The following is a 25766-nucleotide window of genomic DNA, read 5'->3' as shown; positions in this document are numbered from 1 at the left end:
GGCGCGCCGCGCCCCTCACCCGCTCACGGCCGCCCCTTGGCCGGCGGCCTGCCGTGAGGCTCAACCCCTCTCCTCGCACCTCCACCCAGCGTGCGCGACCCGGGGCGCGCGCCCGCGTCGCTGCAGCATCCATCGCCGCGCGGCCGCGCGGCCGGCGGCGCGCCCCGAGCGCCAGATCTCACTTGACGGTCTGCCGCGGGGCTGGTGACATCGCTTCAGGATCGTCCTTACGAAGGTCGTTTGGAAGGTCGGTTGATCGCCTGGAGTTCAGGCGCGGGACCAGAGCTCGTCTTCGGGGCCGAATCGCCTCCTGTCTGGGCTCGCTCTGCCTCGAAAGAACGTCACGATGGGGGGCACGGAGGCCTTCACGAGGATGCTTGTCGACCCGAAGCTGCGCGCGCCGTCGCGCCAGTGCGGACAGGCGCCGCCCCGCTGGCTCGCGCTCGGGCGCGCGCTCCCCGGCCGGGCTCGCCTCGCGCTCGCGGCGGCGAGCTTCCTCTCGATGATCGCGCTCTACGCCTGGCTCCCGGAGCGCGACGGGGCGAGCGCCGCCATCGTCCCCACCCTCGCGAGCATCGGGCGCGCCACGGCCGACGCGCTCGCCGCCAGGGAGTTCTGGGTCGACGTCCAGCACAGCTTCCTGCGCGTCACGGCCGGGTTCGCCGCCGCCGCGCTCCTCGCGGTCCCCCTCGGCGTGCTCGCCGGCGCGTTCCGGTCGATCGCCGCGCTGCTCGAGCCGCCCACCGAATTTCTCCGCTACGTCCCGGTCCCGGCGCTGATCCCGCTCGTCATGATCGCGGCGGGCATCGGCGAGGGCGCGAAGGTCCTCCTCGTTTTCCTGGGGACCTTCTTTCAGCTGCTCCTCATGACCGCGGACGAGGTGCGGCGGGTCCCCGCGCACCTGCTCCACGTCAGCCAGAGCCTCGGCGCGAACCGGCGCGAGATCGTCTGGCGCGTCCTCACCCCGGCCGCCCTCCCCGGGATCTGGAGCGCGCTGCGCATGTGCAACGGCTGGGCGTGGAGCTACGTCGTCGTCGCGGAGCTCGTGGCGGCGACCGAGGGCCTCGGCTTCCGCATCCTGCGCTTCTATCGCTTCATCCAGACGCCGAGCATCTACGCTTACCTCCTGGTGCTGGGGCTCCTCGGCCTCGGGCTCGACTGGGTGTTCCGCGCGGCCTCTCGCCGCCTCTTCCGCTGGACGAGAGGAGCCGGGGCGTGAAGCTGTCGCTGCGCGGCGTCAGCAAGACGTACTCCGGCCGTCGCGGCGCGACGGACGCCCTCGCCCCGCTCGACATGGCCGTCCGCGAGGGCGAGTTCATCAGCCTGGTGGGCCCCTCCGGGTGCGGCAAATCGACGCTCCTGCACATCGTCGCCGGCCTCGAGCCGGCGACCTCCGGCGCCGTCGCGCTCGACGGCGAGCGCGTCCTCGGCCCCGGCGCCGAGATCGGCCTCATGTTCCAGCAGCAGACGCTGTTCCCCTGGCTCAGCGTCCGCGAGAACGTCCGCTTTCCGCTGACGCTCGCGCACCACCGCGGCCGCGCGGCCGGGGGCGATCCCCGCCGGGAGGCGGCGCGGGTCGAGAGCCTGCTGCGCCTCGTCGGGCTCTGGGACTTCCGCGACAGCTACCCCGCGGAGCTGAGCGGCGGCATGCAGCAGCGCGCCGCCCTCGCGCGGGCGCTCGTCGGCAAGCCCGAGGTGCTGCTGATGGACGAGCCGTTCGGCGCGCTCGACGCCCAGACGCGCGAGCAGATGCAGGAGCTCGTGCTCCACCTCATCCAGCACCACCGCATCACCACGCTGTTCGTCACGCACGACGTGGACGAGGCCCTGCTCCTGTCCGATCGGGTCGTCGTCTTCTCGGAGCGGCCGGGCCGCGTGCTCGCCACCCTCGACGTGACCTTCGCGCGGGCCGCGCGCTCGTCGGGGCTCAAGCTCGACGAGGCGTTCCTGCACCAGAAGCGCGAGATCATGGCGCTCTTGCGCGGGCGCGATCGGTTCGAGACGCAGCGCGATCGCCTGCTCTTCGGGCTCACCAACACGCAATCGGACGCGGGAGAAGGGGGACCATGAAACGAAGGACCGTCTTGCAAGAGCTCGGGGCAGCGCTCGCCTGCCTCGTCCTGTCCGTGGGCTGCTCGAACAAGGACGCGGCGCCGAGCGACCCGGGCGCCGCCGCCGGGCCCAGCGCGCGCGCCGGGGCCGCCGCGCCGCCGGCCGCGGCGCCCGTGAAGCTCACCGTCGGTCACGACCTGTGGATCGGCTACTCGGGCGTCTTCCTCGCGAACGAGCTCGAGCTGTTCAAGAAGGCCGGGCTGACCGTGGAGCTCAAGCCGTTCTCGAACCCCGGGGACACGCTCGCGGCGCTGGCCGCGGGCCAGCTCGACGTCGGCCTCACCACCCTGCAGAACCTGGCGGTCTTGCACGGCAACAGCGAGTCGGACGTGGTGGCCATCGCCCTGGTCGACAGCTCGAACGGCGCGGACGCCGTGGTGGCGAAGGAGGGCATCGCGACCATGGCCGATCTCAAGGGCAAGACGGTCGCCCTCACGCTCGGCGAGGTCAACCACATGCTGTTCCTCTTCGGCCTCGAGAAGAGCGGTGTCAGCCCCGGCGACGTGAAGATCACGAGCATGAGCGCCGACGACGCGGGCGCCGCGTTCGTCGCCGGGAAGGTCGACGCCGCGGTCACCTGGGAGCCGTGGATCACCAAGGCCACCAAGAACGGAGGCCACGTGATCTTCACGAGCGCCAGCATGCCCGACACGATCACGAACTCGGTGGCCGTGCAGCGGTCGAAGCTCGCCGCCGGGGGCGACGCCTACACCCGCCTGCTCGGCGCCATCGATCAGGGCGTCAAGGCGCTGCGCAGCGAGCCGGACAAGGCCCACCCCATCATCGGAAAGTACTTGAACGCCTCGCCCGAGGACGTGAAGGGCATGCTGAGCGGCGACAAGATCTACGACCTGGCCGACAACAAGCAGCTCTTCGGCGCGGCGGACAAGGCCGGCCCCGCCTACGCCTCGGTGAAGTCGGTGGTCGACTTCACGGTCCAGTCGAAGCTCGTCAAGAAGGCGCCGGCGCCCGAGGCGCTGCTCGACCCGAGGTTCGTCCGATGACCCGCGACGAGGAGCTCATGGGGCGGGCGCTGGAGCTCGCGCGCGGCGCGCAGCGCGCCGGCGAGCCGCCGTTCGGCGCGCTGGTGGTCGCCCCGGACGGCACGATCGTGGCCGAGGCGACCGACGAGGTGAACGGCCAGCGCGACCTCACGTACCACGCCGAGGTGGGCGCCGTTCGCCGCGCCTGCGCGGCCGTCGGGCCCGACTTGCAGGGATACACCCTCTACACGACCGTGGAGCCGTGCCCGATGTGCTTCACCGCGGCCTGGCTCGCCCGGATCAGCCGCGTCGTCTTCGGCTGCACGATGGCGGAGGTCACGGCGGCGACCGGCGGCGCGCAGCGCGAGCTGGCCGTCCCGGCCCGGTGGATGAACGAGCACTCCGGCGCTCCCGTCGACCTCGTGGGCGGCGTCCGCGACGCGGAGTGCCTCGCGCTGTTCGGCGGAGCGTAGCGCGCGGGACGGACGGGCTCGCCGCCGGCGCCCGGGCACAGGAAGACCGCCGCTGACGAACGACTGCTGCTGAGGAAGCAGACGCGCTGAACCGCTGCTCGGATCCGAGCAGCGCGCGGGGCGAGCGCGCCGGCGGGGCGCCGAGATCCACGGTCGATAAGGGCAAACGCGCGACGCCGGCCTCGGGGCACGCGCGTTGCAGCGAGCGGCGCGCCAGCACGGCCATCGACCCTTCACCGGCGGCCTCGGCGCGCCCCTTTCCTTCTCGGGAGTCTTCATGACCGACCGTATCGCTCGTCTCAAGGCCTCGCCCTCCGTGGCGGTCAAGGAAAAGCTCGATTACCCCGTCATCGACACGGACATCCACACCAACGATTACTCGCCGGCGCTCGAGGATTTCGTCGCCACGTACGGCGGCGCCAAGCTCGTCGACGATCTGCGCAAGGCGCTGAGCTCCCGCCGCCGCAACGCCGAGAACAGCAGTGGCAAGGACTGGTACACCCAGACGCCCGAGGAGCGGCAGCATCACCGCACGGTCCGGTCCCCGTGGTGGGCGCGGGTGACGCGCAACACGCTGGACGTGGCCACGTACCACCTCCCGTCGCTGCTCGCCGAGCGGCTCGAGGAGCAGGGCTCCGACTACTCGGTGCTGTTCCCGAACAACACCCTCGCGCCGCTCGCCGTGAAGGACCGGGGCGCGCGGCAGGCGCTGACGCGCGCGATCAACCACTACCACGCTGATCTGTTTCGCAAGTACAGCGACCGCCTCACCCCGGTGGCCGGCATCCCGCTGAACACGCCCGAGGAGGGGATCGAAGAGCTCGAGTTCGCCGTCAAGAAGCTCGGCCTCAAGGCGATCAACATCTCCGGCGGCGTCCGCCGCCCGATCAAGGCGATCGCGGAGAAGTACCCGCCGGACCAGCACCCGGAGATCGCGAAGTACGCGACCTACATCGACTTCTACGGCATCGACAGCGAGTACGACTACGATCCTTTCTGGGCGAAGGTGGTCGAGCTCGGCGTGCCCGTGCTCACCCACTATGGCAGCCAGGGCTGGACCGGGCGCTCGTCGATCAGCAACTACATGAACAACCACATCGGCCACTTCGCCGACGGCTCGGAGGCGTTCGCCAAGGCGCTGTTCTTCGGCGGCGTCACCCGCCGCTTCCCGGGGCTGCGCATCGGCATGCTCGAGGGCGGCGCGGACTGGGGCGCGCGGGTCTACATCCACCTCGTCGATCGGTTCCAGAAGCGCGGCCCCGAGGGCCTGAAGCACTACGATCCGGCGGCGACCGACCGCGCGCTCCTCACCGAGCTGTTCCGGCGCTACGGCGCGGATCTCGTGAAGGGGCGCTCCATCGAGGGCGAGCAGCTGATCGCCGACACGCTCGGGGTCGGGTACACGAGCGACGCGCGCCAGCCTCCGCCTGAGCACCGCAACGACTTCGCGGCCGCGGGCATCGAGAAGATCGAGGACATCCGCGATCGCTGGGTGAACAACTTCTTCTTCGGGTCCGAGTCGGACGATCGCACCATCGCGGCCGCGTTCAACGACAAGGCGAACCCGCTCGGCGCGAAGATCAACGCCATCTACTCCTCGGACGTCGGCCACTGGGACGTCCCCGACCTCACCGAGGCGCTCGCCGAGAGCTGGAGCCTCGTGGAAGAGGGCGTCATCAGCGCCGAGGACTTCAAGGCGTACGTCTTCGAGAACCCGTACAAGCTCTACACCGAGGCCAACGCGAGCTTCTTCAAGGGCACGCGGGTCGAGGAGAAGCTCAAGCAGAGGGCGGCCGCGCGGGGCGACGAGCGGCGCGGCCCGCAGCCGGCCGCGCGGGGCGAGGGCTCACCCGGCAAACCGGTCGAAATAAGCGCGTAGCCCCGCCGCGTCGAGGCCCGCCCCCAGCGCGAACATCAGCGCGAGCCGCGCCTTGGGCCCCGAGAGCGCGCCCGCGGCGATCACCCCGAGGCCCTGCAGCCGCCGCCCGCCGCCGGGCGCGCCGTACGTCGGCGTGACCCGGCCGCCGGGGCAGCGCGAGCTCAGCACCACCGGGATGCCGGCCTGCACCAGCGCCGCGATCGCCCCTTCCCAGCTCCCGCAGACGTTGCCCGCGCCCGAGCCCTCGATGACGACGCCGCGCGCCCGGGCGTCGAGGAGCGCGCGCAGGAGGAGGTCGTCCATCCCCGACGCCATCTTGACGAGGTAGACCCGCGGCTCGGGCGAGGCGAGCGGGAGCCGCGGCGTCCTCGCGGGGCGCGCGAAGACGCGGACGCCCTCGCCGTCGACCGAGCCGAGCGGCCCCGCGCCCGGCGAGGCGAAGGTGCCGAGCGCGGTCGTATGGGTCTTCATCACCGACCGGGCGGCGTGGATCTCGTCGTTCATCGCGACGAGCACCCCGAGCCCCCGCGCCGCGGGCGCGACCGCGACCCGCGCGGCCGAGACGAGGTTGCGCGGGCCGTCGGCGCCCGCCGTGCTCGCGTCGCGCATCGCGCCGGTGAGCACCACCGGGGTGTCGCCGTCGAGCAGCAGATCCAGCCCGAACGCGGTCTCCTCCAGCGTGTCCGTGCCGTGGGTGACGACGACGCCGGTCACCTCGGGATCGGCCTGGAGGGCGCGCGCGGCGCGCGCGACCTCCGCGATCCTGTCCGGGCCGAGGTTCCAGCTGCTCTCGAGGCAGAGCTCGGTGACCGCGATCTCGGCGACGCGCCCGAGCGCCGGCGCGCCGGCGACGAGCTCCTCCGCGCGGACGGCGGGCACGGCGGCGCCCGTCTGCGGATCGACGCGGCTCGCGATGGTGCCGCCGGTGGTGACGAGGTGGACACGAGGCATGGGGTGGCTCCGTGGCAACGAGACTCCTCCCCCGGCCGAGTTACCAGCGGAAGCCACAGCCGTCAATGCGGACACGGCCCCTCTGCGCCGGACGTCGGGTGAGACTGGCTGCCCCTGGAAATCTGTCGTGAGAGGGCGGAGAATGGGTCTGACCCGTGCCGAAGCCTTCCCCTCTCCGATCGGTCGACCCTGCCGAGGCGCGCGCCGCTTCCGAGGATCTCTCTTTTCACGAGGCGATCCTCATGCCCGGATCGCCGTCCAAGAGGGCGAGCCGAGATCTGGCGAGCGCCGTCGGACCGGCGGCCATCATCGTCATCTCGTTCTATATCGCGGCACAGCTCATCAGCCAGATCGCGAGCCTCAAGATCGGCGTCGTCTTCTCGCTGGCCGTCGATATGGGGACCTTCATCTATCCCCTTACCTTCACCTTGCGGGATATGGTCCACAAGACCATCGGCAAGCGCGGCGCCCAGACGCTGATTTTTTGCGCCGGCGGGGCCAATCTCCTGATGGCCCTCTATCTCCTTTGGGCCGCACAAGTGCCGTCCGACCCGTCCTGGGGTCTCGGCGAGCAGTACTCGGCCATCCTGAGCCCGGTGTGGCGAATCGTGCTCGCGAGCATCGTTGCGGAGATCGTGAGCGAGCTGCTGGACACCGAGATCTTCCATCGGGTCCGCGAGGCCTATCTGAGAAAATCCGGGCCCAGGCGCCAGTGGCTCGCGGTCCTCGCGAGCAACTCCGTCAGCGTTCCGGTCGACAACCTGGTGTTTTGCTTCGGCGCATTCGCCTTCGTACTGCCGTTCGACGTTATCTGGCAGATCTTCGCCATCAACCTCGCGACAAAATTCGCCATGACCCTGATAAGCCTGCCGGGCATCTATCTCGTACCCGACAAGAAGAGCAACGACGTCCCGGAGCAGCAGGCATAGGCCGCGCTCCGGGGCCGCCCCTACCCCACCTCTTCGATGACCGCAGGTGCGCGAGCGGCAGCCCCGCGACGGGCGCGCGGAACGTACAGAAGGAAAGCGATGGATCGCACAACCCAGAGAGAGCTCGACCCTGTTGCGGATGCGCGCGGCGCGGCCACAGACGCAAGCGCGGCGGCCCCCCGCGCCGCGTCGACGGGAGCCAGCGGCGCGCCGTTCACGGCGCTGGACCTGGCGAGGCTGTACAATTTCCCGCCGGGGCTCGACGGATCCGGCCAGAAGGTCGGCATCATCCTCCCTGGCGGAGGACTGCCGGTCGAGGTGCTCGACACTTACTTCGACCGGCTCGGGTTGAAGGTGCCCAAGATCGAGATCATCGAGGTCGACGGCGCGAAGAACGAGCCATCTCCCCTGGAAGACGTCCGCGATTTCATCCTGCAGTGGGGGCTCGAACAGCCATCCCGGCCTGCGGGCCGCGCAGAGGAAGAAGGGCTGCGATGGCCCCGCCCTGGGACGACCGCTCAGGCCGTCAAGCCCAGCTGGAACCTGCTCTTCACGATGGAGATCCTGATGGATGTCGAGATCCTCGGGGCGGTCGCCAACGGGGCAGAGATCCGCATCTACCGCACGCCAGCCGACCTGAAGGGCATCTACAACGCGATCCTGCGGGCCGCCGACGACGGTGTCACCATCCTCAGCAACAGCTGGGGTGGCGCCGAGGGCGACATGGTCGGCTGGATCGAGAAGACCGAGCGGGCGCACCGCGCCGCGGTCGAGAAGGGCGTCACCGTCCTCTTCGCGTCCGGCGACAACGGGTCCACCCCGAGCGGCTTCGAGACGGAGCAAACGAGGCTCCAGCCCTGCTATCCTGCGAGCAGCGCGTGGGTCGTGGCCTGCGGTGGCACCGCCATCGAGCTCGCGCCGAGCGGGCCGCACCCCGGGGAGACCGTGTGGAACGAGCGCGCGCTCGGGCGGCACCTGGCCAGCGGCGGCGGGTTCAGCAATGTCTTCCCGCGCCCCGACTGGCAGACCGGCGTGAACGGCGAGAAGCGAGGCGTGCCGGACATCTCTGCGAACGCCGCGGTGACGTCCGGGGTGTGGCTGTGGTTCGGCGAGGTGAACGCGACGTCCTTCGGCACGAGCGCCGCCGTGCAGCTCCTTGCAGGCCTCACGGCGTGCCTCTACCAGGGCCTCGGGTTCAACGTCGCGAACCTGAACGAGATCTTGTACAAACCCGGTGTCCGCGAGGCGATGCGCCCGATCACGGAGGGGAACAACATCATCCGCCTCGACGTGGACGGGTTCAACGCCGCCCCCGGCTGGAACGCTTGCACCGGCCTGGGACGTCCGGACGGCGTGCGCCTGCTCAAGGCGCTCCGGGACCACTTCGGGTTGGGCGACGGCTAGGCGCGGGCGCCCGCCCGTCCGATCCGGCCCAGCGCACATAGAGGAGCTCCCGGAGCACGATGCGCCGCATCGCGTCCACGTCGTCGAAGCCGGCCGCGCGCGCGTACAGCGCAAGATCAGCAGGAGCGGCGCCGCCAAGGCGCTCCTCGAAGTACCAGCGAAAGAGGTCCGCCTCGGCCAGCCCCACATCGGCGAGGGTGGGGTGCATGGTCCCGCGCGAGGCCAGCGCGCGCTGCTTGTCCAGCGCGCGGGCGGCGAACGCGGCGTGCTCGCCGCTGACGCGCAGGGTATCCGCGATGGCCTCCGCAGCTTCGGGCTCGAACATCGCCTCGGCCCACCGCCGCTGCGCCTCGTCGTGGAGGAAGCGCTCCAGATCGTCCACACGTTGCTCTCGGGCCCACCGCCGGAGCTCTTGCTCGTCGCGCAGCCCTCGCTCTACGCACAGGGACTCGGCGGCGTCGCGGAGGCCCTCCGGGGAGACGTGGAGGTTGTGCTGCCGGGCGATCTCCAGCGCGAGCGCACGCGTCATCGCGCCGCCCCGCACCCGGGCGTAAACCCCCGCGACCAGCAGCTCCTCCACGAGCGCGTCGTGAGGCGCGACCTCCTCGCCGGCGCCGTCGGCCGGGCGCGCCCCCGCCGAGCCGAGCGCCTGTCGGCCGGCGGCGCGCCGCGCCTGCTCCCAGGCCTCCGTGTGCTGGAAGCGGTAACGCACCTGCTTGGGCTCGGCGCCTGCCTCGAGGCGCGCGCGCATCGCCCGCAGCATGGCGATCGCGTCAAGGCGCTTCTGGTTCACCCGACCCGCGGGCAAGAAGGCCAGGAGCGCGTCGATCTCCCCCTTCGGCAACCCCTCGGCGAGCCCTCGCTGGAGCAGGTGCGGCCAGGTCCGCTCGGCGTAAAAGAGCCCCTTGGCGATCCGCTCCAGCGCGGCGCGCGCCGCCTCGGCCAGCGCTCCGGCCGCGACCGCGGCGCGGAGCGTGCTGCGGATGTTGACCATCGCCTCTGACAGGGCCCTATAGCCCTCCTCGGCGGCGGCGTGCGCCACGGCCACCTCATCGTCATCCTCCAGCGCGTTCGCGGCGAAGGCTTCGTAGATGGCGCCGATGCCCTCCATCCCGAAGGCGGCGAGCTCCGCGGCCCGCAGGGCGCCCATGCTAGCGCTCCCGAAGACGTGGATCCCCTGGGACATCGCAGAGAGGATCTCCTTGTGCCAGACGGCAGGTACGCGCTCGAAGTAGCCGTCGATGATCCCGATCGCCACCGGCCGTTCGAGCGAGGCCCGGTAGAGATCGCCCTGCGCCACGGGGGGCAGGTAAATCGCGTCGAGCTCGGCGCGGGCGTCCTCGGCAGAGAGCGTCGGCCCGGTGAACACGTACACCTTCATGTCCCGCGCTCCAGGATGCGAGCCCGGGCCCGCGGGCCCGCGACATAACCGGGGATGCCGCCGATCGCTTCGAGCCCCGGAATCACGACGCGGACGACCGGAATCGCGAGCTCCGGCTTGGTCAGATCGATCACCGCCACCTGCTCGATCCCGGCAGCGCGGAGCCGGTCGAGCTCCCAGCGGACGTCGTCCTCGAACGTCTCTCCCTCCCACGTCGGCGCGTCGTAAAAGCTACGCCCCGAGCGCTCGTCGCCGATCTCGCGCAGAACGCGGCGGTGGAGCTCCGGGTCGAGGCGCCGTACGTACTCGGCGCGGCTCATGTCGTCGCGGGAGCCGGTGATCATGGTCATGCGACTCTGGACGGCCTCGGTCAGCGCGCGCATCAGCGCCACGTGGCGCGCGGGGTGGCAGCCCATCCCGGCCGCGGGATAGATGGAGCTCATGCCGCCCGCCGCGCGCTCGGCGATCATGCATCGGAACGCCGGGATGCCGACGTCCGAGGTGACCTCCCAGACGGCGACCGCGATCGCAGCGCGCTCGCAGCGGTCCAGCAAGGCGCGGCAGCCCGGGTCGTCGACGGTGCCGAGATCGACGCGGGTGGCGCGCCGCGCCTCGTCGCCGAGCAGGCTCCAGAGCGTGCCCGCGTCGCGCTCGACGACCTCGCAGATTCCATGGCTCACGGCCTCGAGCACGTGGTTCCCGGAGGCGAGCCCGTTCGAGCTCGTCAGGAAGGCGCCGCTGCCGGTGGGGAGCGGCAGCGTGTAATTGGTGTGCACGAGCTCGAACGGCACCCAGAGCGGCTCGCTCCGGAGCCAGTCGAGCGCCTCTATCCAGAGCAGCGACGAGCCTGGGTGGAACGTGCTTCCGCGGAGCCTGGGCAATCCATCGACGTCGGCCAGCGGGTGAGAGAAGCGCAGCTCGTTGTAGCTGGCGAGCTTCAGCGGAGAGGTGATCCGCTCGGCATGATACAGCTCTGCGGCCTCCATGATACCGGACGCCTTCGCGGCGGCGAGGTCCAGGCCCTTGCCCTGCGACACGGAGAGCGAGCGCGCGTTCGGCCGGCAAACCATCACGACCGGAATACCGATGATGTCGAGCCCGGTCACGTTGGCTACCCGGGTGATCCCGAGCACGGGGAAGATCGGCGAGAGCCGCCGCACCGTGTCGGCGGGGGGAACCGCGCGGTGCGTCCCCGAGCGGAACTGCTTCGTGACAGGGCCATCGCGGCGCGCGTCCTCGGCGGAGGACGCGCGCCGCGGCTCGGATCCGGCGCGGCGCCGATCCCCGATCTCGGTCATTTGTTCTCGGGGTTCTTCTTGTTGAGCATGGCTGTATTGAGCAGGTAGCACGCGAAGAACGGCTCGATCGGGTTCATCGGCAGGTTCGCAGCGACGACCCCCTTCTTGAGAAAGCCCTCCTCGATCCAGCGCTTTGCCGGTCCGACGATCTCGAAGTCCGGGTCCTGCCACCGTTCCTTGGTGAGCCGAAAGAGGCGACCATCGTCGCTGGCGATGATGACGCTGTCATCCTCTCCGCCCCTCGGCTCGCTCGCGAGCGCTTCTTCCGTCCGTCCGCCGTCGTCTTTGTGCGAACTCATCATCCATCTCCTTGCTTCGAGCAAACGCCCGGCACAGTCGCATCCCCACGCCGACTCGTGTGACGAGCATGCCGGTGCTACACGAGCAGCTTGGCCCGGAAAAGGTCCTGGCGCGTCGAGCCTGTGCCGAGACGAGCGTCCCGGTTTCTCGAAGACGTGGGCCGTCAGGTCCGCCCGGCGGCGGCGCATGGGCGGCCAGCGCGCCGATCCACGCCGATGCCGTCGAGGGAGAGCGCGCGCAGCGCGGCGCGGATCACCGCAGGTGCGCGAGCGGCAGCCCCGCGACGGGCGCGCGGAACGTGAGGAGCCGCGGCATCGCCAGCGACCCCATGTAGCACGTGCGGAGATCGGGCCCTCCGAACGTGATGCTGGTGGGCAGCTGCACGGTGTCTCCGGCGCAGGCGCCGAGATCGGCCGGCTCGATGGTGCCGCTCTTCTGCTTCAGGATCATCGCCTCCAGGACCGCAGGGCGCGGGTCCTCGAAGACGGTCTGGTGGCTGCCGTCGGGGAAGACCACCGAGAGGCCGTTGCGGCAGACGGCCGCCACCCAGATGTTGCCCTCGGCGTCGAAGGCGAAGCCGTCCATGTACCCGCCGATGCCGAGGCTGTCGGGGCCGAACTGCTCGGGATCGCCGAGGCTGCCGTCGTCCCGCACCGGGAAGCGGAGGAGGCGGCCGGGGATGGTCTCGACGGCATAAAGGAACTTCTCGGCGGCGTCGAGGCGCACCTCGTTCGTCATGCTGAGGTTGTCGGCCACGATGCGCGGGCCCTTCTCGTCGACGAGCACGATGTACCCGTCGCGGACGTTGCCCGCGACGGCGAGCCACCACGGGAGCTGCCGTGTCAAGACGGAGATCCAGAGGCGGTCGCGCGAGTCGACGAAGCAGAAGTTCACGGCGCCGAGGGGCATGCCGTCGATGGAGTCGAGGAGGACCTCGGACCGGCCGTCGCGGTGGAGCTTGTAGACCTTGCCGCCGGACAGGGCGGCGACGATGAGGTTGCCCTGCCGGTCCATCGCCATGCCGTTCGGCTCGCCCACGTCCGGGCCCAGGGTCGCCTGCCTGCCGTCGGGATCGATGCGCGTCGCGATGCCACGGGCGTCCGAGGTCCAGAGCGTGCCGTCCGCCTCGGCGATGACGCACTCCGGCCGGACCAGCCCCTGCCCAACGTGCTCGATCCGGGCCGGATCGAGGGTGAAACCCCGCACAGATGACATGAATCGACCTCCCGGCGCGGCGCCTCGCCGCGCGCTCGACGCGGGCGAGCATACCATCCCCGCCGCTGCCACGAGGCGGGACGACGAGCCGCCGCGTCACCCCGCCGGCCAGGTCGAACGAGCGCGGCGCGCGAGGGCGAGGGCCTCCGTGGCCAGCGCGGCGGGCAATCCTCGGCGCGACGCCGAGGTCGCGAGCACGTTTCATCCTTGGAACACGGGGGTTCCACCGGAATCCGCATTGAACCCCGTTGTCACGTCCATGCAAGCTCGATCTCAACATGAGAAGTCGTCTTCAATCGCGTAGCACGCTGGTCGTAGGTCTCAGCCTCGGGGTCGCCCTCGCCGCGTGCTCGGCGCGAGGCCCAGGCACCGAGACGTCCGCAGCATCTGGCGGAGGCGGGGGCGCCACGACGGGCGGAGGCGACGGCTCCAGCTCGAGCGGCGACTTCGACCCCACGGGCCCGGGTGTCGGAGGCAGCGTCCCGCTCGGGTTCACGGTCGAGCCGAGCGATCTCCAGACGATCGCCGTCGCGGCGGGGCAGACAGCGCCTTCCGTGAGCTACACGGCGATGCGGATGGACGCGCCCATCAACGTGGGATGGTCGGTCGACCGCGGCGAGCTCGGGGCCATCAGCGCGGGCCCCGCGAGCACGGCGACGTTCACCCCCACGGGGACCATGGGCGGCCTCGTCACCGTGCGGGCCGGCTTGAACGGCGAGACGGTGGAGCGCAACGTCTTGATCCAGCTGACCGCCGCGCAGAACGGCGCGGACGCGGCCATTCCGGCCCAGGCGCAGCAGATGGCCACGGATCCGACGCAGCTCACGCTCGGCGGCGGCGTCGGCGGGGTCGGCGGCGAGGGCCTCGGTGTGGCGGTCACGAGCACGGCCCCCCTCGACGCCCTGGAGCACCCGACCAGCGACGGAGGGGCGGAGCGGCTCGAGTTCTTTACCCGTACGACGGCACGGTATGGCCTCGAGGCCTGCTCGCGCCGCTCCTGATGTGGCAATGGACGCCCGGAGACGCCGACGCGATCAAGATCGAGCTCAGGACCACGAGCGGCTCGTTCTCGTGGAAAGGGACGTTCGGGCGGCCCGAGATCCTGTCCACCACCGGCCGGCCGTTCATCCGGCACCCGATCCCCCAGGACGTCTGGGCCATGGCCACCGAGAGCGCCGGCGGGCCGACGCACGACGGCTCGCCGGACCGGCTCACCGTGAGCCTCACCGTCGCGCGCGAGGGACAGGCGTACGGGCCGATCTCGCAGACCTGGACCGTCGCCCCGGCCCGGCTGTCGGGGATCATCTACTACAACTCGTACGGCACCCGCCTGGCGGAGAACTACGACGGGGCCGTGGGCGGCAATGGCCGGTTCGGCGGGGCCGTGCTGTCGATCCGGGCGGGAGACACCGCGCCCCGGCTCGTCGCCGGGGGGAACGGCGACAGCAGCCAGTGCCGGGTCTGTCACTCCGTCTCGGCCAACGGATCGCGGCTCTTGGTCCAGAACGGGCTCGACTCCTACGGCCGGAGCGCGGCCTACGATCTGACCCCCGCGGGCGCCACCGAGCACGCCCTCTCGACCGCGGCGCCCTTCGCCGCGATCTCTCCGGACGGGTCGATCGCGCTTACCCAGGACGGCGAGCTCCTCTCGCTGCCGAGCACCACGCGCCGCCCGACCTCCGGGCTCGACGAGGTGGCCTACGAGCTCGGGACGCCGGCGTTCTCGCCGGACGGCACGCGCGTCGTGTTCAACGCGATGTCCGGCCCTGGCGCGGACCCCCGCAGGAAGCTCTTCGTGATGAAGTTCGACGCGACGACGGGCGCCTTCACCGATCCGGAGGTCATCGTCGACGACACCGGCGAGCCCGCGGGCACGCGCCCGGGGTGGCCGGCGTTCCTCCCCGACAGCAAGTCGGTCGTGTTCCACCACCAGACCGACCCGGGCAACGAGGGCGACACCTTCGGCGACCTGAGGACGCGCCGGGGCGCCAAGGCCCATCTCGCCTGGGCGAGCATCGATGGATCGGGCACGGCCGTCCCCCTCGATCTGCTGAACGGACGGGACGGCCTGCGCTCAACCTACCTGCCCAGCCTGAGCGCGCCGGTCCAGATGACCTGCACCGCAGACGAGACGCCGGTGGGCGACATCGACAGCCGCCACAAGGACGACATCAACATGAACTACGAGCCGACGGTCAACCCCGTCGCGTCGGGCGGCTACGCCTGGGTCGTGTTCACCAGCCGCCGCCTGTACGGGAACGCGGCGACGATCCCGCCGTTCTGCAGCGATCCCCGGGGCGTGGACCTTGTCGAGAACATCACGACCAAGAAGCTCTGGGTCGCCGCCATCGACCTGGACGCGACGCCCGGCACCGACCCGAGCCACCCCGCGTTCTAGCTGCCCGCGCAGGAGCTGCTCGCGGGCAACGCGCGCGGGTTCTGGGTGCTCGATCCGTGCCGGTCCGAGGGCGCGCCGTGCGATACGGGCGATCAATGCTGCGGCGGGTACTGCCAGCCCGGCTCCGACGGCGAGCTCATCTGCTCGAACGCCCCGCCGGACGGGCAGTGCTCGCAACCTCAGGAGCGGTGCGAGACGGCCGCCGACTGCTGCGATCCGACCAACCGCTGCATCAACGGGTTCTGCGCGGTGGAGGGGCCCCTCTAGAACAACGATCACGTTGGTCGACCGAGAAATGAACCGCCAAGAACGCCAAGAACGCCAAGCAGAGAACAAAATTTTGGCGTCCTTGGCTCCTTGGCGGTTCATTTCTCTGCTCTTTCGAGCGGTTTCAACCCGTTTGCTCTAGCGCCGGTCACGTTCATCGATCGAGAGATCGAGCCGCAGGACGCCGCGGCTACCCTGAAAATGAAAGTGATTTTCATTTGCTTTTTCGGAGGAGCCGTGCTATCTCGGAGGCACCGTCGAGCGCGGCTCGCCGGGACGCGCTCTCCGCCGCCGATCGTGCCTCCGCTCCTGTTCGTGGGCTCGTGGGCCCGCGCTCGGCCGGGATGAGGATTCGATGACCCCTGCCATCGCCCCCGAAGATCTCCTCTCCACCGACGCCTACGACCTCGTGCGCGCGAGGTACCGCGGCCGCATCATCGCGCTGAAGCGCCGGCGCCGCGTGACCGTTGGCCCCCACGTCTCGGTCCTGTTCGAGTCGCGCGAGACGGTCCTCTACCACATCCAGGAGATCCTCTGGCTCGAGCGCCCCGTGAGGCCCGAGCGCGTCAGGGAGGAGATCGCGGAGAACGACCGCCTCATCCCGAGGGCCGGCGAGCTCACCGCCACGCTCATGATCCACGGCGGGCCCCCGCTCGCGGGTCAGGCCCTGATCGCGGGCCTCGCCGCGGGGCAGGCCGTGGTGATGCTGTTGCTCGGCGAGCGGAGGGTCGCCGCCGAGCTGCTCTCCCCCGTGGACGACCCGTGTTGCCCCGTGCACTACCTGCGGTTCTCCCTCGACCACGCCGCCGTCCGCGCGCTGCTCGAGCGGCGCGCGGATGTCCACCTGGGCGTCCACCACGCGGGCGGGCTCGAGACCGTCGCGCTTTCGCGCGAGACGGTGGACGAGCTCGCCCTGGGCCTCGGCGCGGACAGCGCGCCGGCTGCCCGCGCTCCGATGCTGTCGTCTGTCGCCGATTGTTCGTGAAAGGAATGGATATGACCGTGCTGGTGGGCAAAAAAGCCCCTGACTTCTCCTGCGCCGCCGTCCTGCCGGACGGCTCGATCTCCGACGCGTTCCGCTTCTCGAAGTCCATCGAGTCGAAGTATGGGCTCCTCGTCTTCTATCCCCTCGACTTCACCTTCGTCTGCCCCTCGGAGCTGATCGCGCTCGATCACCGGATCGAGGCGTTCCGCGAGCGCAACGTCGAGGTCATCGGGGTCTCGATCGACTCTGCGTTCACGCACCACGCCTGGCGCGAGACCCCGGTGGAGCGGGGCGGCATCGGGCCGGTCCGCTTCACCCTGGCGGCCGACGTGAAGCACGAGATCTGCCGCGCCTACGGCGTCGAGAACCAGGACGGCGTGGCCCTTCGCGCGGCGTTCCTCGTCGACCGGGACGGCGTCGTGCGCTCCGCGATCGTCAATGATCTGCCGCTCGGGCGCAACATGGACGAGCTGATCCGGCTTGTCGATGCGCTCCAGTTCCACGAGCAGCACGGCGAGGTTTGCCCGGCCGGATGGCGGAAAGGCGAGCGCGGCATGACGGCCTCGACCACCGGCGTGGCCGCCTATCTCTCCGAGCACGCCGCGCAGCTCTGACCGGCTCGCGAGCACCGGGAGCCGGGCCGGGTGACCTGGTCCAGGCGAGAAACCGTCGGGTTCCCCTGCGTCCGGTCGCGCTCGACGGGCGCGACGGAGGGATTCATCCATGTCCGTGAGGCCGGGGGCCATCTGCCGGCCATGCTGAACCAGCGGCCCCCGGGGAGCACGTCACTCGCTCACCGCTCGACCGCGATCAAGGCGTGGCGCAGATCGCATAGGCGTCCACGGTCCAGCTGTTCGTCGTGCCGCTCATCATCTCGAGGGCGGTCGTCAGAGTCCCCATGAACAGCATGTTGGGTGGACCCACCTCGTTCAGGCCGACGAAGCCTAGGCCGCTGGTGATCTCGGCGCCGGAATTGAGCAGCACGGTGTTGGTCGGGCAATCCACGACGACCCACTTGCTGCCGATGGAGTTGGCGGCGCTGAACGCGTCGACGCGCTGGAGCCCGGGCAGAGGATCGGCGCAGATGGCGTAGGCGGTCACGGTCCAGTTGTTGGTCGTCCCGAGCGCGTCCTCGTAGCCGGTCACGGTGACGCTGGAGAGCAGCGAGTCGGGACGAAGGTCGTCGATCATGACGCGCCCGAGGCCGTTCGTGATCTCGCCGCCGCTGCCGACCACCATCTTGCCGCTCGGGCACGTCGCGACCACGGTCTTGGTGAGCAGCGAATCGCTGGCGCTGACCGCCTGGACCCGCTCGAGGCCGGGGATCGGGTCGGCGCAGTTCGCGATCGCCCAGACCTCCCAGTTCCCGCTGGTGCCCGCCGCGTCCTCGTACCCCGTGACGGTCAAGGACGTCAACGTCGCGTTGGGCCTGATATCGTCCAGCACCACGCTCGCGAACCCGGGGTTGTTATCTCTGTTATAGACGCGGGCGCCCGTCCCGAGCACCTTCTTACCGGCGGGGCAGGTCACGGTCACGCTCTTGGTGAACACCGAATCGTGAGCGCTGTTGTTGATGACCCGCTCGTAGCCCGGAACCGCAGCGGACGCCGGACTCGCGAACGTCAGACAGAGCGCCGGCACCGCGGCGAGAGCGCCTCCGAGCCGCAAAGGCCGCGGCGCGTGCATGGAGGCGGAGCGGCGACGATACGTGGCTTCCGCGTGGTCATCGCCGCTCGCGGGCGTCTCCACGGACGCCGGACGCAAGGCGCCGAGCGACGACATGGGGCGCAAATGGATGGGTCGCATTGTTGAACGCATGCTTTGGCCTCTGTTCTCTCTCGTGAAAACGCAGAGCTTCGAACCGCCAAGCCGCCGAGAAGAGAATCCTGTCTTGGCGTCGTTGATGTCTTGGCTGTTCATCTCTCGCTTCATCAACGCGGCCGGTGCCAGCAAACGTCGGGCCAGCCTTTGGACAGCGAGATCGAGCGCATTTTCGCGGCAACGCTGGCGGAGAGAGAGCGCGTCCACCGTGACATGTCACGGATCGAGCGTGACATGTCACGGATCGAGCATGACATGGCCGCCCCCCAGCCCGCAGCTCATCATCACCACCTCTCCCAGGCTGGCCGAGCAGGGTGGCGCTCGGCCGGCTCCTTAGCCGCGCGCGCCCGTGGCGAGCCTGCGCGAGGGTCACGGTCGAGGTCGCCGAGTGTCCAGCGCCGCGGGCCGCGGCGCGCATTCCATCGAGCCATGTTCTTTTTCCGTGGCACGTTCACCGACCCTGCGAATCGGGTCTTCCCAACAAATCATGGCAATTTGCGGCCTCGCTCCGGAATGGGTCACAGCCACGGTTCAGCGGGCGCGCTCCCGTCCGGCCAGTCGCTTTTTTCAGCTCACGATGCGCGAAGCCCCTTTTCGTCCTGGCCAGTTGTGCCATGAATCTGCGCGTCGATGCCGCTCGTCTTCCTGCCCGACGAACTCCGCTTCTTCCTCTGGGACGACACGGCCCCTGGTCGGCTCGCGGCCCGGTCGCTCGGCGCGACGACCCCGGCGGAGGCGGTGGTGGTCTCCGAGGCGGGGCGCGCCGTGAGGAAGACCGGAGAGGCCGCGCCGCTCGTCGCCGGCGTGTCCGCCCTCGCCAGCATGGCCCAGGGCGACCTCGGGCGAGCGCCGCCGTCGGTCGCGGCGTGGAGCCTGGCGAGCAAGCTCGCGCTCGACCTCGTGGTGCGCGAGCGGGTCGTGCCCCGCGTCGCGCCCGCTGGCGCCGCCGGCGAGCGCGCCGAGGCCCGCTGGGCGGCGTCGCTCGCCGCCCCGGAGGACGCCGCGCGCGTCGCGGCGCTCGCCCGCGCCATGCCGCCGGCCGCGCACGCGGTGCCGGCGGGCGCGCAGGCCGCCGCCGCCCTCGACGGCCGCGAGGGCCGCGGGCGCCCCCGCGCGGGCGCCGCCCCGGAGGTGTGGTCCGCGGAGGCCCTGCTGCGCGCGTTCCTGGACGCCGTGGCGGACGCGCTCGCGCGCGGCAGCGCGACGAACCGCCCCAAGGCGCCGCCGCGGCCGGCGCACGCGCCGTGGGAGCACCGGTTGGTCCTCGCCCTGACGGGCCCGCAGGCCGCCTTCGCCACCGACGGGCTCGCCGAGCGCGCGCTCGTCGCCGACCTCGACGCCTGGGTCCGGCCCGCGCTCGGGGCCTGCGACGCGCTGCGCGCCTGCTTCCGGCTGGAGCTGCCCGAGGGCGACCGCGGCTTCGCGCTCCGCTTCCTGCTGCAGGCGACCGACGATCCGAGCCTGCTCGTGCCCGCCGCCGACGTGTGGAAGGCCCGGGGGCGCACGCTGAAGGCGCTCGGGCGCGCGTTCTCCGACCCGCAGGAGGCGCTCCTCGCCGCCCTCGGCGCCGCCGCGCGGCTGTTCGCGCCGATCGCGCGCGCCCTCGGCGAGGCGCGGCCGGAGCAGGTCGCGCTCGAGCCCGCGGAGGCGTGGGCCTTCCTCGCGCAGGCCGCCCCGGCGCTGGGCGAGGCGGGGTTCGGCGTGATCGTGCCGGGCGAGCTCCTCGCCTCGGGGCAGCGCCGCCTGCGCCTCCGCCTGCGCGTCGGCGGGGCGGCTCGCACGGCCGGCGTTGTCGCGGGCAGCGCCGGGCTCGGCCTCGACGAGGCGCTCGACTTCGCGTGGGAGGCGGCGCTCGGCGACGAGCCGCTCTCGGCGCGCGAGCTCGCCGCGCTCGCGCGGCAGAAGTCGCCGCTCGTCCGGCACCGCGGGGCCTGGGTCGTCGTGGTGCCCGAGGAGCTCGCCGAGATCCAGCGGCGCCTCGAGGCCGGCGGCGGGCGCCTGCCGGCGCGCGAGGCGCTGGAGGTCGCGCTCGCGGGCGAGGCCGAGATCGATGGCCTGTCGGTCCCCGTGGTCGCCGAGGGGGCGCTCGCGCAGGCGATCGCGCGGCTGCGGTCGGGCGCGGAGCGCGCCGCCGCGCCGCCCGCGGGGTTCGCGGGGGCGCTGCGCCCGTACCAGGCGCGCGGCGTCGCCTGGCTGCAGACGATGGCGGGCCTCGGGCTGGGCGCCTGCCTGGCCGACGACATGGGCCTCGGCAAGACGGTCCAGCTGCTCGCGTTCCTCTCGGGCCGGCGCGCGGCGGCGCCGGACGACGCGCGGCCGGCGCTGCTCGTCGCGCCCACGTCGGTGGTCGGCAACTGGGAGCGGGAGGCGGCGCGCTTCACCCCTGCCCTGCCCCTCGTGCGGCACTACGGCGAGGGGCGCGCCCGCTCCGCCGAGGAGCTCGCGGCGCGGGCTGCGAGCGCGGGAGGCGGCGCGCAGGGCGACGGCGGCGCGGGCGGCGCGCTCGTCGTGACCACCTACGGCCTCCTCCGCCGCGACGCCGCGGCGCTCGCCGGCGTGGACTGGGCAGCGGTCGTGCTGGACGAGGCGCAGAACATCAAGAACGCCGCCTCGCGCACGGCCCGCGCCGCGCGCGCGCTCCGCGCCCCGCACCGCATCGCGCTGACCGGCACGCCCGTCGAGAACCGCCTCGCCGAGCTCTGGTCGATCCTCGAGTTCGCGAACCCCGGCCTGCTCGGCCCGCTCGAGGCGTTCCGGCGCGCCTACGCGGTGCCCATCGAGCGCTACGGCAACCGGGAGGCCGCAGAGCGGCTCCGGCGCATCGTCGGGCCGTTCTTGCTGCGTCGCGTCAAGACGGATCCGACCGTGGTTCCGGACCTTCCGCCGAAGATCGAGGCGCGGGTCTTCTGCGCGCTCACGCGCGAGCAGGTGACCCTCTACCAGGCGGCGCTCGACGAGGCGATGCGCCGCATCGAGGAGGCCGAGGGCATCGCCCGGCGCGGGCTCGTGCTCGCGCTCCTGACGATGCTCAAGCAGATCTGCAACCACCCGGCGCAGTACCTCGGGGAGGCGGGGCCGCTCGCGGGCCGGTCGGGCAAGCTCGCGCGCCTCACGGAGATGCTCGAGGAGGCGCTCGCGGAAGGGGATCGCGCGCTCGTGTTCACGCAGTTCCGCGAGATGGGCGACCGGCTGGTCCGGCACCTCGCCTCGTCGCTCGACACGGAGGTCCTCTTCCTGCACGGCGGCACGCCGCGGCTCGCGCGCGACGAGATGGTGCGGCGGTTCCAGGACGATCCGCGGGGGCCGCGCGTCTTCGTCCTCTCGGTCAAGGCCGGCGGCGCGGGGCTCAACCTGACGGCGGCGAGCCACGTGTTCCACTTCGATCGCTGGTGGAACCCCGCGGTCGAGGACCAGGCGTCGGGCCGCGCGCACCGGATCGGGCAGCGGAGCGCGGTGCAGGTGCACAAGCTCGTCTGCGCGGGCACCGTGGAGGAGAAGGTCGACCGGATGCTGGAGCAGAAGCGCGACCTGGCGGCGCGGGTCGTGGGCGAGGGCGAGGCGTGGATCACCGAGCTCGACGACGCGTCGCTGCGCGAGCTGTTCGCGCTGTCGCGGGACGCGGTGGCGCTCGCGGGCGAGCTGGACGACCGCGACGAGCCGGAACCGGACGGCGAGCGGCCGGAGGGAGGCGAGCCGGGGGAGCGGCCCGCGGAGGGCCGCCGGCGGGGCTCCGCGCGCGGCAGGGGCGAGGCGCGGACATGAGCGCGCCGCGCTGGGCGCAGATCCGCCGCGAGGCCGGGCCGAAGCCGCCGCCGCCGGCGCGGGGCATCCGGATGAAGCGGGCCGGCGCGACCTGGTGGGGCAAGCGCTGGGTGGAGGCGCTCGAGCGGATGTCGCCGGACGACGCGGCCCGCCTCGGCCGCGGGCGCACGTATGCGCGCGCCGGGCGGACGCACGATCTCGAGGTGAAGCCGGGCCTGGTGACGGCGCGCGTGACCGGCTCGCGGCCTCAGCCGTACAAGGTGATCCTCACGATCGCGCGGCTCGACGACGCCACGTGGGCGAAGGCGATCGCGGCCATGGCGGCGCGGGCGAAGTTCGCGGCGGACCTCCTCGCGGGCCGGATGCCGGAGGAGATCGACGAGGCGTTCCGGAGCGCCGGGGCGAGCCTGTTCCCGGAGCGGCCCGAGGATCTCACCACGGCCTGCTCGTGCCCCGACTGGGCGAACCCGTGCAAGCACGTCGCCGCGACGCACTACGTGCTCGGGGAGGCGCTCGACAAGGACCCGTTCCTGCTGTTCGAGCTCCGCGGGCGCACGCGCGCGCAGGTGATCGAGGCGCTCCGCGCCGCCCGGGGCGCCGCGCCGGGCGGCGCGAGGGGACGGAGAGCGCGCGGGGGCGCGGGCCGGAAGCGCGCGCCGTGCGCCGCCGACGAGCCGCCCGTGGCGACGGTGACGCTCGGCCCGATGGAGGCGAGCGACTTCGACGCATGGCGCGAGCCGCCGCCGGCGCTCGACGTGGCGCTGGCGCCGCCCGCGGCCCACGCGGCGCTCCTGACGCAGCTCGGCGAGCCGCCGGGCTGGAGCGAGGAGCGCTCGCCGGCGGAGCTGCTCGGCCCGCTGATCCGGGCAGCCTCCGAGCGGGCGCGGGAGATCGCGATGGCGGAGGGCCCTCGTCGAAGCGGAAAATCCGATCGTTAGACTACCTAACGATCCGGTTGGCGCGGCGCCACGCGCCCGCACGGTGGAACAGGGCGGTCCAGCTCCTGGACTGGGTGGAGCGCTGGAACCGGGTCGAGGCGCGCCCCGCGCGCGCCCCGTCAGAAGCTCCGCGCGGCGGGGGCGCCCGCCCGGCTCGCCGCGGCGCGCACCGCCGCCCGCTCCGACTCGGACAGCACCACGTTCAGCTCGAGCACGTCGCAGTCGCCGCTCCGCTCCACGTTGACGCTCACCTGGTCCAGATCGATCCGCTCGTACTTCGAGATGACCTGGAGCAGCTCCTGCTTGAGCCGCGGCAGATAATCCGGCTCGCCCGTCGGGCGCACGCGCTCGCGCGCCACGATGATCTGCAGACGCTCCTTCGCCACGGTCGCCGACTTCGGCTGCGACCTCCGGAAATAATCCATGATCGACATGGCACAACCCCCTAGGCGGTCGCCGCCTGGCCGCCGAAAATCCGGCTGAAGAACCCCTTCTTGGCCGGCTCGAGGAAGCGGTGCGGCCGCTCCTCGCCGAGGAAGCGCTGGACCACGTCGAGGTAGGCCTGCGCCGCGTCGCTCGTCGGATCGAGCACCACGGGCGTCCCGGCGTTCGACGCCTGGAGCACCGCCTGCGACTCCGGGATCACGCCGAGCAGCGGGATGCCGAGCAGCTCCAGCACGTCCTTGTGCCCCAGCATCTCGCCCTTCGCCACGCGCGCCGGCGCGTACCGCGTGAGCAGGAGGTGCGTCTTCACCGGCTCCTCGCCGAGCTCCGCCCTCCGCGTCTTCGCGTCGAGCAGGCCGAGCACGCGGTCCGAGTCGCGCACCGAGGAGACCTCGGGGTTCGTCACGACGATCGCCTCGTCCGCGAAATACATCGCCATCTGGGCGCCCCACTCGATGCCGGCCGGCGAGTCGCAGAAGATGTAATCGAAGCCCGCGGCGCGCAGCTCGTCCAGGATGCGCCCGACTCCATCCATCGTGAGCGCGTCCTTGTCCCGCGTCTGCGACGCGGGGAGCACATAGAGGGTCTCGATCCGCTTGTCCTTGATCACCGCCTGGCGGACCGTCGCCTCGCCGCGGATCGCGTTGACCAGATCGTAGACCACGCGGCGCTCGCACCCCATCACGAGGTCGAGGTTGCGCAAACCCACATCGAAATCGATGGCAATCGTCTTGTAACCGAGAGCCGCGATACCGGACGCGAGGTTTGCGGTCGTGGTGGTCTTGCCGACTCCGCCCTTGCCCGAGGTGACGACGACTACCTTTGACACCAGAAACCTCCTTAGATGGTTCGAAAGACGTGGCTGTCCGACGGCCGAGCCCGCCCGGATGCCCGTCCCTCCGGCGCTGAGGAGGCGCCGTCGACGTGTTCGGAGCTCGGCGCCCACCCGATTCCCTTGAGGCCGGGGACGCGCTCGACTGGGTACGCCATGGCGCGCCGAACGAACAACTTTTTTGCGGAGAAATTTCTTAGCTTAGATCGGCCGGCAGCTCGGATCCAAATAACCTACATGTAGGGAAAGCTGAGCCGATCGCAGTTTCCGTGCAGGGGTGCTCCGGTCGCGGAGCCCTCCCCTTGCAGCTTCGCTTCCGGCAGGTGCGCTGAAGGCACGCGGCTTTCGCCGGTGCGGGTCACTTGCCCTTGAATTCAGGCTCCCGCTTCTGCATCCACGCCGCGACCCCCTCCAGGCAATCATTCGAACGGAGACACTTCAGCTGGCCTGCCTTCTCCAGCTTGAGGGCCCCGTCGATCGTCCCCCCGAACCCTTCCCGCACCGAGCGCTTGATCTCGGCAAATGCGATCGGCGGTCCCTTCGCGAGCTGGTGCGCGAGGCGCATCGTCTCCTCGCGCAGCGACGCAGCCGGAACGGCCCGGTTCGCCAGGCCGAGCGCCACCGCGCGCTCGGCGTTCACTGGCTCGCCCGTCAGCATGAGCTCCATCGCCCGCGCAATCCCGACGAGGCGCGGAAGCAAGAAAGTGCCGCCGCCATCCGGCATCAGGCCCATCTTCACGAACTTCTCCTGGAGGTACGCCTCCGTGGAGAGCACCCTCATGTCGCAGGCCAGCGCGAGGTCGCAGCCGAAGCCGACGGCGCCGCCGTCGACCATGGCGATGACGGGCTTGGGCGCGCCCACGATGGCGCGGATCATCGAGTGATACACGTCCACGAGCCCGTCGAGCTGCTCGAAGAGGTCCACGCCGCTGCTCACTGCGGCCTTGAGATCCGCGCCGGCGCAGAAGGCGCCGCCCGCGCCGGTCAGCACGATGGCGCGCACCTCGGGGTCGTCGCCTGCAGCCAGCAGGGCGGCCGGCAACGCCTTGAGCAAGGCGGGATCGAGAGCGTTCCTCGCCTTGGGGCGATTGAGGGTGATCACCGTTACGGCGCCGTCACGTTCGGTCAGGAGGACGTCTTCACTCATATCGTTGCTATAACGGGGCACGCCCGCGCTTTCAACCGCGGCTTGCTCACGGGCTCGCTCGCACGCCCGCTCCTCGTGCTCGTACATTGCCTCTTGTGTCGGAGCCATAGAGGGACAGGGCGCAGACCGCGCTGGACTCGGCTCGCCCGCTTACACCTCCCGAGCCACGACGCGCGCGAGCCACGCGCTCGTGTCCTCGCATGCCTCTCCACGCGCGTCCACGCGCGCGAGCCACGGCACCGCCCGC

23 protein-coding genes are annotated in these 25766 nt (G+C 71.4%); 14 read left to right on the top strand and 9 right to left on the bottom strand.

Translation table 11 applies throughout. The annotated features are described in order from the left end of the window. Positions 1 to 346 precede the first annotated feature (346 nt). The 5 genes from WMF20_RS19570 (at position 347) to WMF20_RS19550 (ending at position 5447) form a co-directional block, all read left to right on the top strand. Positions 347 to 1219 (top strand): ABC transporter permease, encoded by an 873-nt coding sequence (locus WMF20_RS19570; protein ID WP_437615761.1) that lies wholly within the window; start codon positions 347 to 349, stop codon positions 1217 to 1219. Then, positions 1216 to 2070: an ABC transporter ATP-binding protein gene (locus tag WMF20_RS19565; RefSeq protein ID WP_437615759.1), complete on the top strand. Its 855-nt coding sequence runs from the start codon at positions 1216 to 1218 to the stop codon at positions 2068 to 2070. Before WMF20_RS19570 ends, WMF20_RS19565 begins: the two co-directional genes overlap by 4 nt. Next, positions 2067 to 3116, top strand: coding sequence for an ABC transporter substrate-binding protein (locus WMF20_RS19560; RefSeq protein WP_437615757.1), 1050 nt, complete (start codon positions 2067 to 2069; stop codon positions 3114 to 3116). The genes WMF20_RS19565 and WMF20_RS19560 overlap by 4 nt, the downstream gene beginning before the upstream one ends. Further along, positions 3113 to 3568, top strand: a complete 456-nt coding sequence (locus WMF20_RS19555; RefSeq protein ID WP_437615755.1) for a nucleoside deaminase — start codon at positions 3113 to 3115, stop codon at positions 3566 to 3568. The genes WMF20_RS19560 and WMF20_RS19555 overlap by 4 nt, the downstream gene beginning before the upstream one ends. Before the next feature lie 277 nt (positions 3569 to 3845). Then, positions 3846 to 5447, top strand: coding sequence for an amidohydrolase family protein (locus tag WMF20_RS19550; protein ID WP_437615753.1), 1602 nt, complete (start codon positions 3846 to 3848; stop codon positions 5445 to 5447). Here WMF20_RS19550 and WMF20_RS19545 read toward each other — a convergent pair. Next, a complete protein-coding gene (locus WMF20_RS19545) occupies positions 5415 to 6398 on the bottom strand; it encodes an asparaginase (RefSeq protein ID WP_437615751.1) in 984 nt (327 codons plus the stop codon). The two genes, WMF20_RS19550 and WMF20_RS19545, sit on opposite strands and share 33 nt — an antisense overlap. Before the next feature lie 155 nt (positions 6399 to 6553). On the opposite strand from WMF20_RS19545, the gene WMF20_RS19540 reads away from it, so the two are divergent. Continuing rightward, on the top strand, positions 6554 to 7327 hold the full coding sequence (locus WMF20_RS19540) for a queuosine precursor transporter (protein WP_437615749.1): 774 nt from the start codon (positions 6554 to 6556) through the stop codon (positions 7325 to 7327). Between the two features lie 99 nt (positions 7328 to 7426). Then, on the top strand, positions 7427 to 8731 hold the full coding sequence (locus WMF20_RS19535) for a S53 family peptidase (protein WP_437615747.1): 1305 nt from the start codon (positions 7427 to 7429) through the stop codon (positions 8729 to 8731). Here the strand turns inward: WMF20_RS19535 and WMF20_RS19530 are convergent. The 4 genes from WMF20_RS19530 to WMF20_RS19515 all read right to left on the bottom strand — a co-directional run bounded on the left by WMF20_RS19530 (position 8691) and on the right by WMF20_RS19515 (position 12925). Next, positions 8691 to 10112, bottom strand: a complete 1422-nt coding sequence (locus WMF20_RS19530; RefSeq protein ID WP_437615745.1) for a TfuA-like protein — start codon at positions 10110 to 10112, stop codon at positions 8691 to 8693. The genes WMF20_RS19535 and WMF20_RS19530 overlap by 41 nt on opposite strands. Continuing rightward, positions 10109 to 11410 carry a YcaO-like family protein gene (locus tag WMF20_RS19525; protein ID WP_437615743.1) on the bottom strand — a complete coding sequence of 434 codons (1302 nt, stop codon included), beginning with the start codon at positions 11408 to 11410 and terminating at the stop codon, positions 10109 to 10111. The genes WMF20_RS19530 and WMF20_RS19525 overlap by 4 nt, the downstream gene beginning before the upstream one ends. Continuing rightward, on the bottom strand, positions 11407 to 11709 hold the full coding sequence (locus WMF20_RS19520) for a hypothetical protein (RefSeq protein WP_129575825.1): 303 nt from the start codon (positions 11707 to 11709) through the stop codon (positions 11407 to 11409). Before WMF20_RS19520 ends, WMF20_RS19525 begins: the two co-directional genes overlap by 4 nt. Positions 11710 to 11962: 253 nt before the next feature. Beyond that, positions 11963 to 12925: an SMP-30/gluconolactonase/LRE family protein gene (locus WMF20_RS19515; RefSeq protein WP_437615741.1), complete on the bottom strand. Its 963-nt coding sequence runs from the start codon at positions 12923 to 12925 to the stop codon at positions 11963 to 11965. A 278-nt stretch (positions 12926 to 13203) separates the two neighbouring features. On the opposite strand from WMF20_RS19515, the gene WMF20_RS19510 reads away from it, so the two are divergent. The 5 genes from WMF20_RS19510 (at position 13204) to WMF20_RS19490 (ending at position 17189) form a co-directional block, all read left to right on the top strand. Then, positions 13204 to 13926: a hypothetical protein gene (locus WMF20_RS19510; protein ID WP_437615739.1), complete on the top strand. Its 723-nt coding sequence runs from the start codon at positions 13204 to 13206 to the stop codon at positions 13924 to 13926. Beyond that, positions 13926 to 15323 carry a TolB family protein gene (locus tag WMF20_RS19505; RefSeq protein WP_437615737.1) on the top strand — a complete coding sequence of 466 codons (1398 nt, stop codon included), beginning with the start codon at positions 13926 to 13928 and terminating at the stop codon, positions 15321 to 15323. The genes WMF20_RS19510 and WMF20_RS19505 overlap by 1 nt, the downstream gene beginning before the upstream one ends. Positions 15324 to 15368: 45 nt before the next feature. Beyond that, complete coding sequence (locus tag WMF20_RS19500; RefSeq protein ID WP_437615735.1) at positions 15369 to 15590, top strand: hypothetical protein; 222 nt, start codon at positions 15369 to 15371, stop codon at positions 15588 to 15590. Positions 15591 to 15945: 355 nt separating this feature from the next. Further along, entirely contained in the window at positions 15946 to 16575 is a 630-nt protein-coding gene (locus WMF20_RS19495; protein ID WP_129575821.1) for a DUF3501 family protein, read from the top strand. A gap of 11 nt (positions 16576 to 16586) precedes the next feature. After that, the gene (locus WMF20_RS19490; RefSeq protein WP_129575820.1) at positions 16587 to 17189 is read left to right on the top strand and encodes a peroxiredoxin; all 603 of its coding nucleotides are present in this window, start codon (positions 16587 to 16589) and stop codon (positions 17187 to 17189) included. A gap of 196 nt (positions 17190 to 17385) precedes the next feature. Here WMF20_RS19490 and WMF20_RS19485 read toward each other — a convergent pair whose 3' ends face one another. Then, positions 17386 to 18603 (bottom strand): hypothetical protein, encoded by a 1218-nt coding sequence (locus WMF20_RS19485; RefSeq protein WP_437615733.1) that lies wholly within the window; start codon positions 18601 to 18603, stop codon positions 17386 to 17388. A 423-nt stretch (positions 18604 to 19026) separates the two neighbouring features. On the opposite strand from WMF20_RS19485, the gene WMF20_RS19480 reads away from it, so the two are divergent. Further along, positions 19027 to 22158 carry a DEAD/DEAH box helicase gene (locus tag WMF20_RS19480; RefSeq protein ID WP_437615731.1) on the top strand — a complete coding sequence of 1044 codons (3132 nt, stop codon included), beginning with the start codon at positions 19027 to 19029 and terminating at the stop codon, positions 22156 to 22158. Next, the gene (locus WMF20_RS19475; RefSeq protein WP_437615729.1) at positions 22155 to 23096 is read left to right on the top strand and encodes an SWIM zinc finger family protein; all 942 of its coding nucleotides are present in this window, start codon (positions 22155 to 22157) and stop codon (positions 23094 to 23096) included. Before WMF20_RS19480 ends, WMF20_RS19475 begins: the two co-directional genes overlap by 4 nt. A 119-nt stretch (positions 23097 to 23215) precedes the next feature. On the opposite strand, the gene minE is transcribed toward WMF20_RS19475, so the two are convergent. The 3 genes from minE to WMF20_RS19460 all read right to left on the bottom strand — a co-directional run bounded on the left by minE (position 23216) and on the right by WMF20_RS19460 (position 25606). After that, complete coding sequence (gene minE, locus WMF20_RS19470; RefSeq protein ID WP_020736016.1) at positions 23216 to 23530, bottom strand: cell division topological specificity factor MinE; 315 nt, start codon at positions 23528 to 23530, stop codon at positions 23216 to 23218. An 11-nt stretch (positions 23531 to 23541) separates the two neighbouring features. Next, positions 23542 to 24369, bottom strand: a complete 828-nt coding sequence (minD, locus tag WMF20_RS19465) for a septum site-determining protein MinD (protein ID WP_020736015.1) — start codon at positions 24367 to 24369, stop codon at positions 23542 to 23544. Between the two features lie 361 nt (positions 24370 to 24730). Beyond that, entirely contained in the window at positions 24731 to 25606 is an 876-nt protein-coding gene (locus tag WMF20_RS19460; RefSeq protein WP_437615727.1) for an enoyl-CoA hydratase/isomerase family protein, read from the bottom strand. Positions 25607 to 25766 lie beyond the last annotated feature (160 nt).

Source organism: Sorangium sp. So ce834, assembly GCF_051521425.1.
Classification (GTDB): Bacteria; Myxococcota_A; Polyangia; order Polyangiales; family Polyangiaceae; genus Sorangium; species Sorangium cellulosum_D.
Note: the sequence above shows the minus strand (reverse complement) of the source record. Positions and strands in the feature narration are given on the sequence as shown.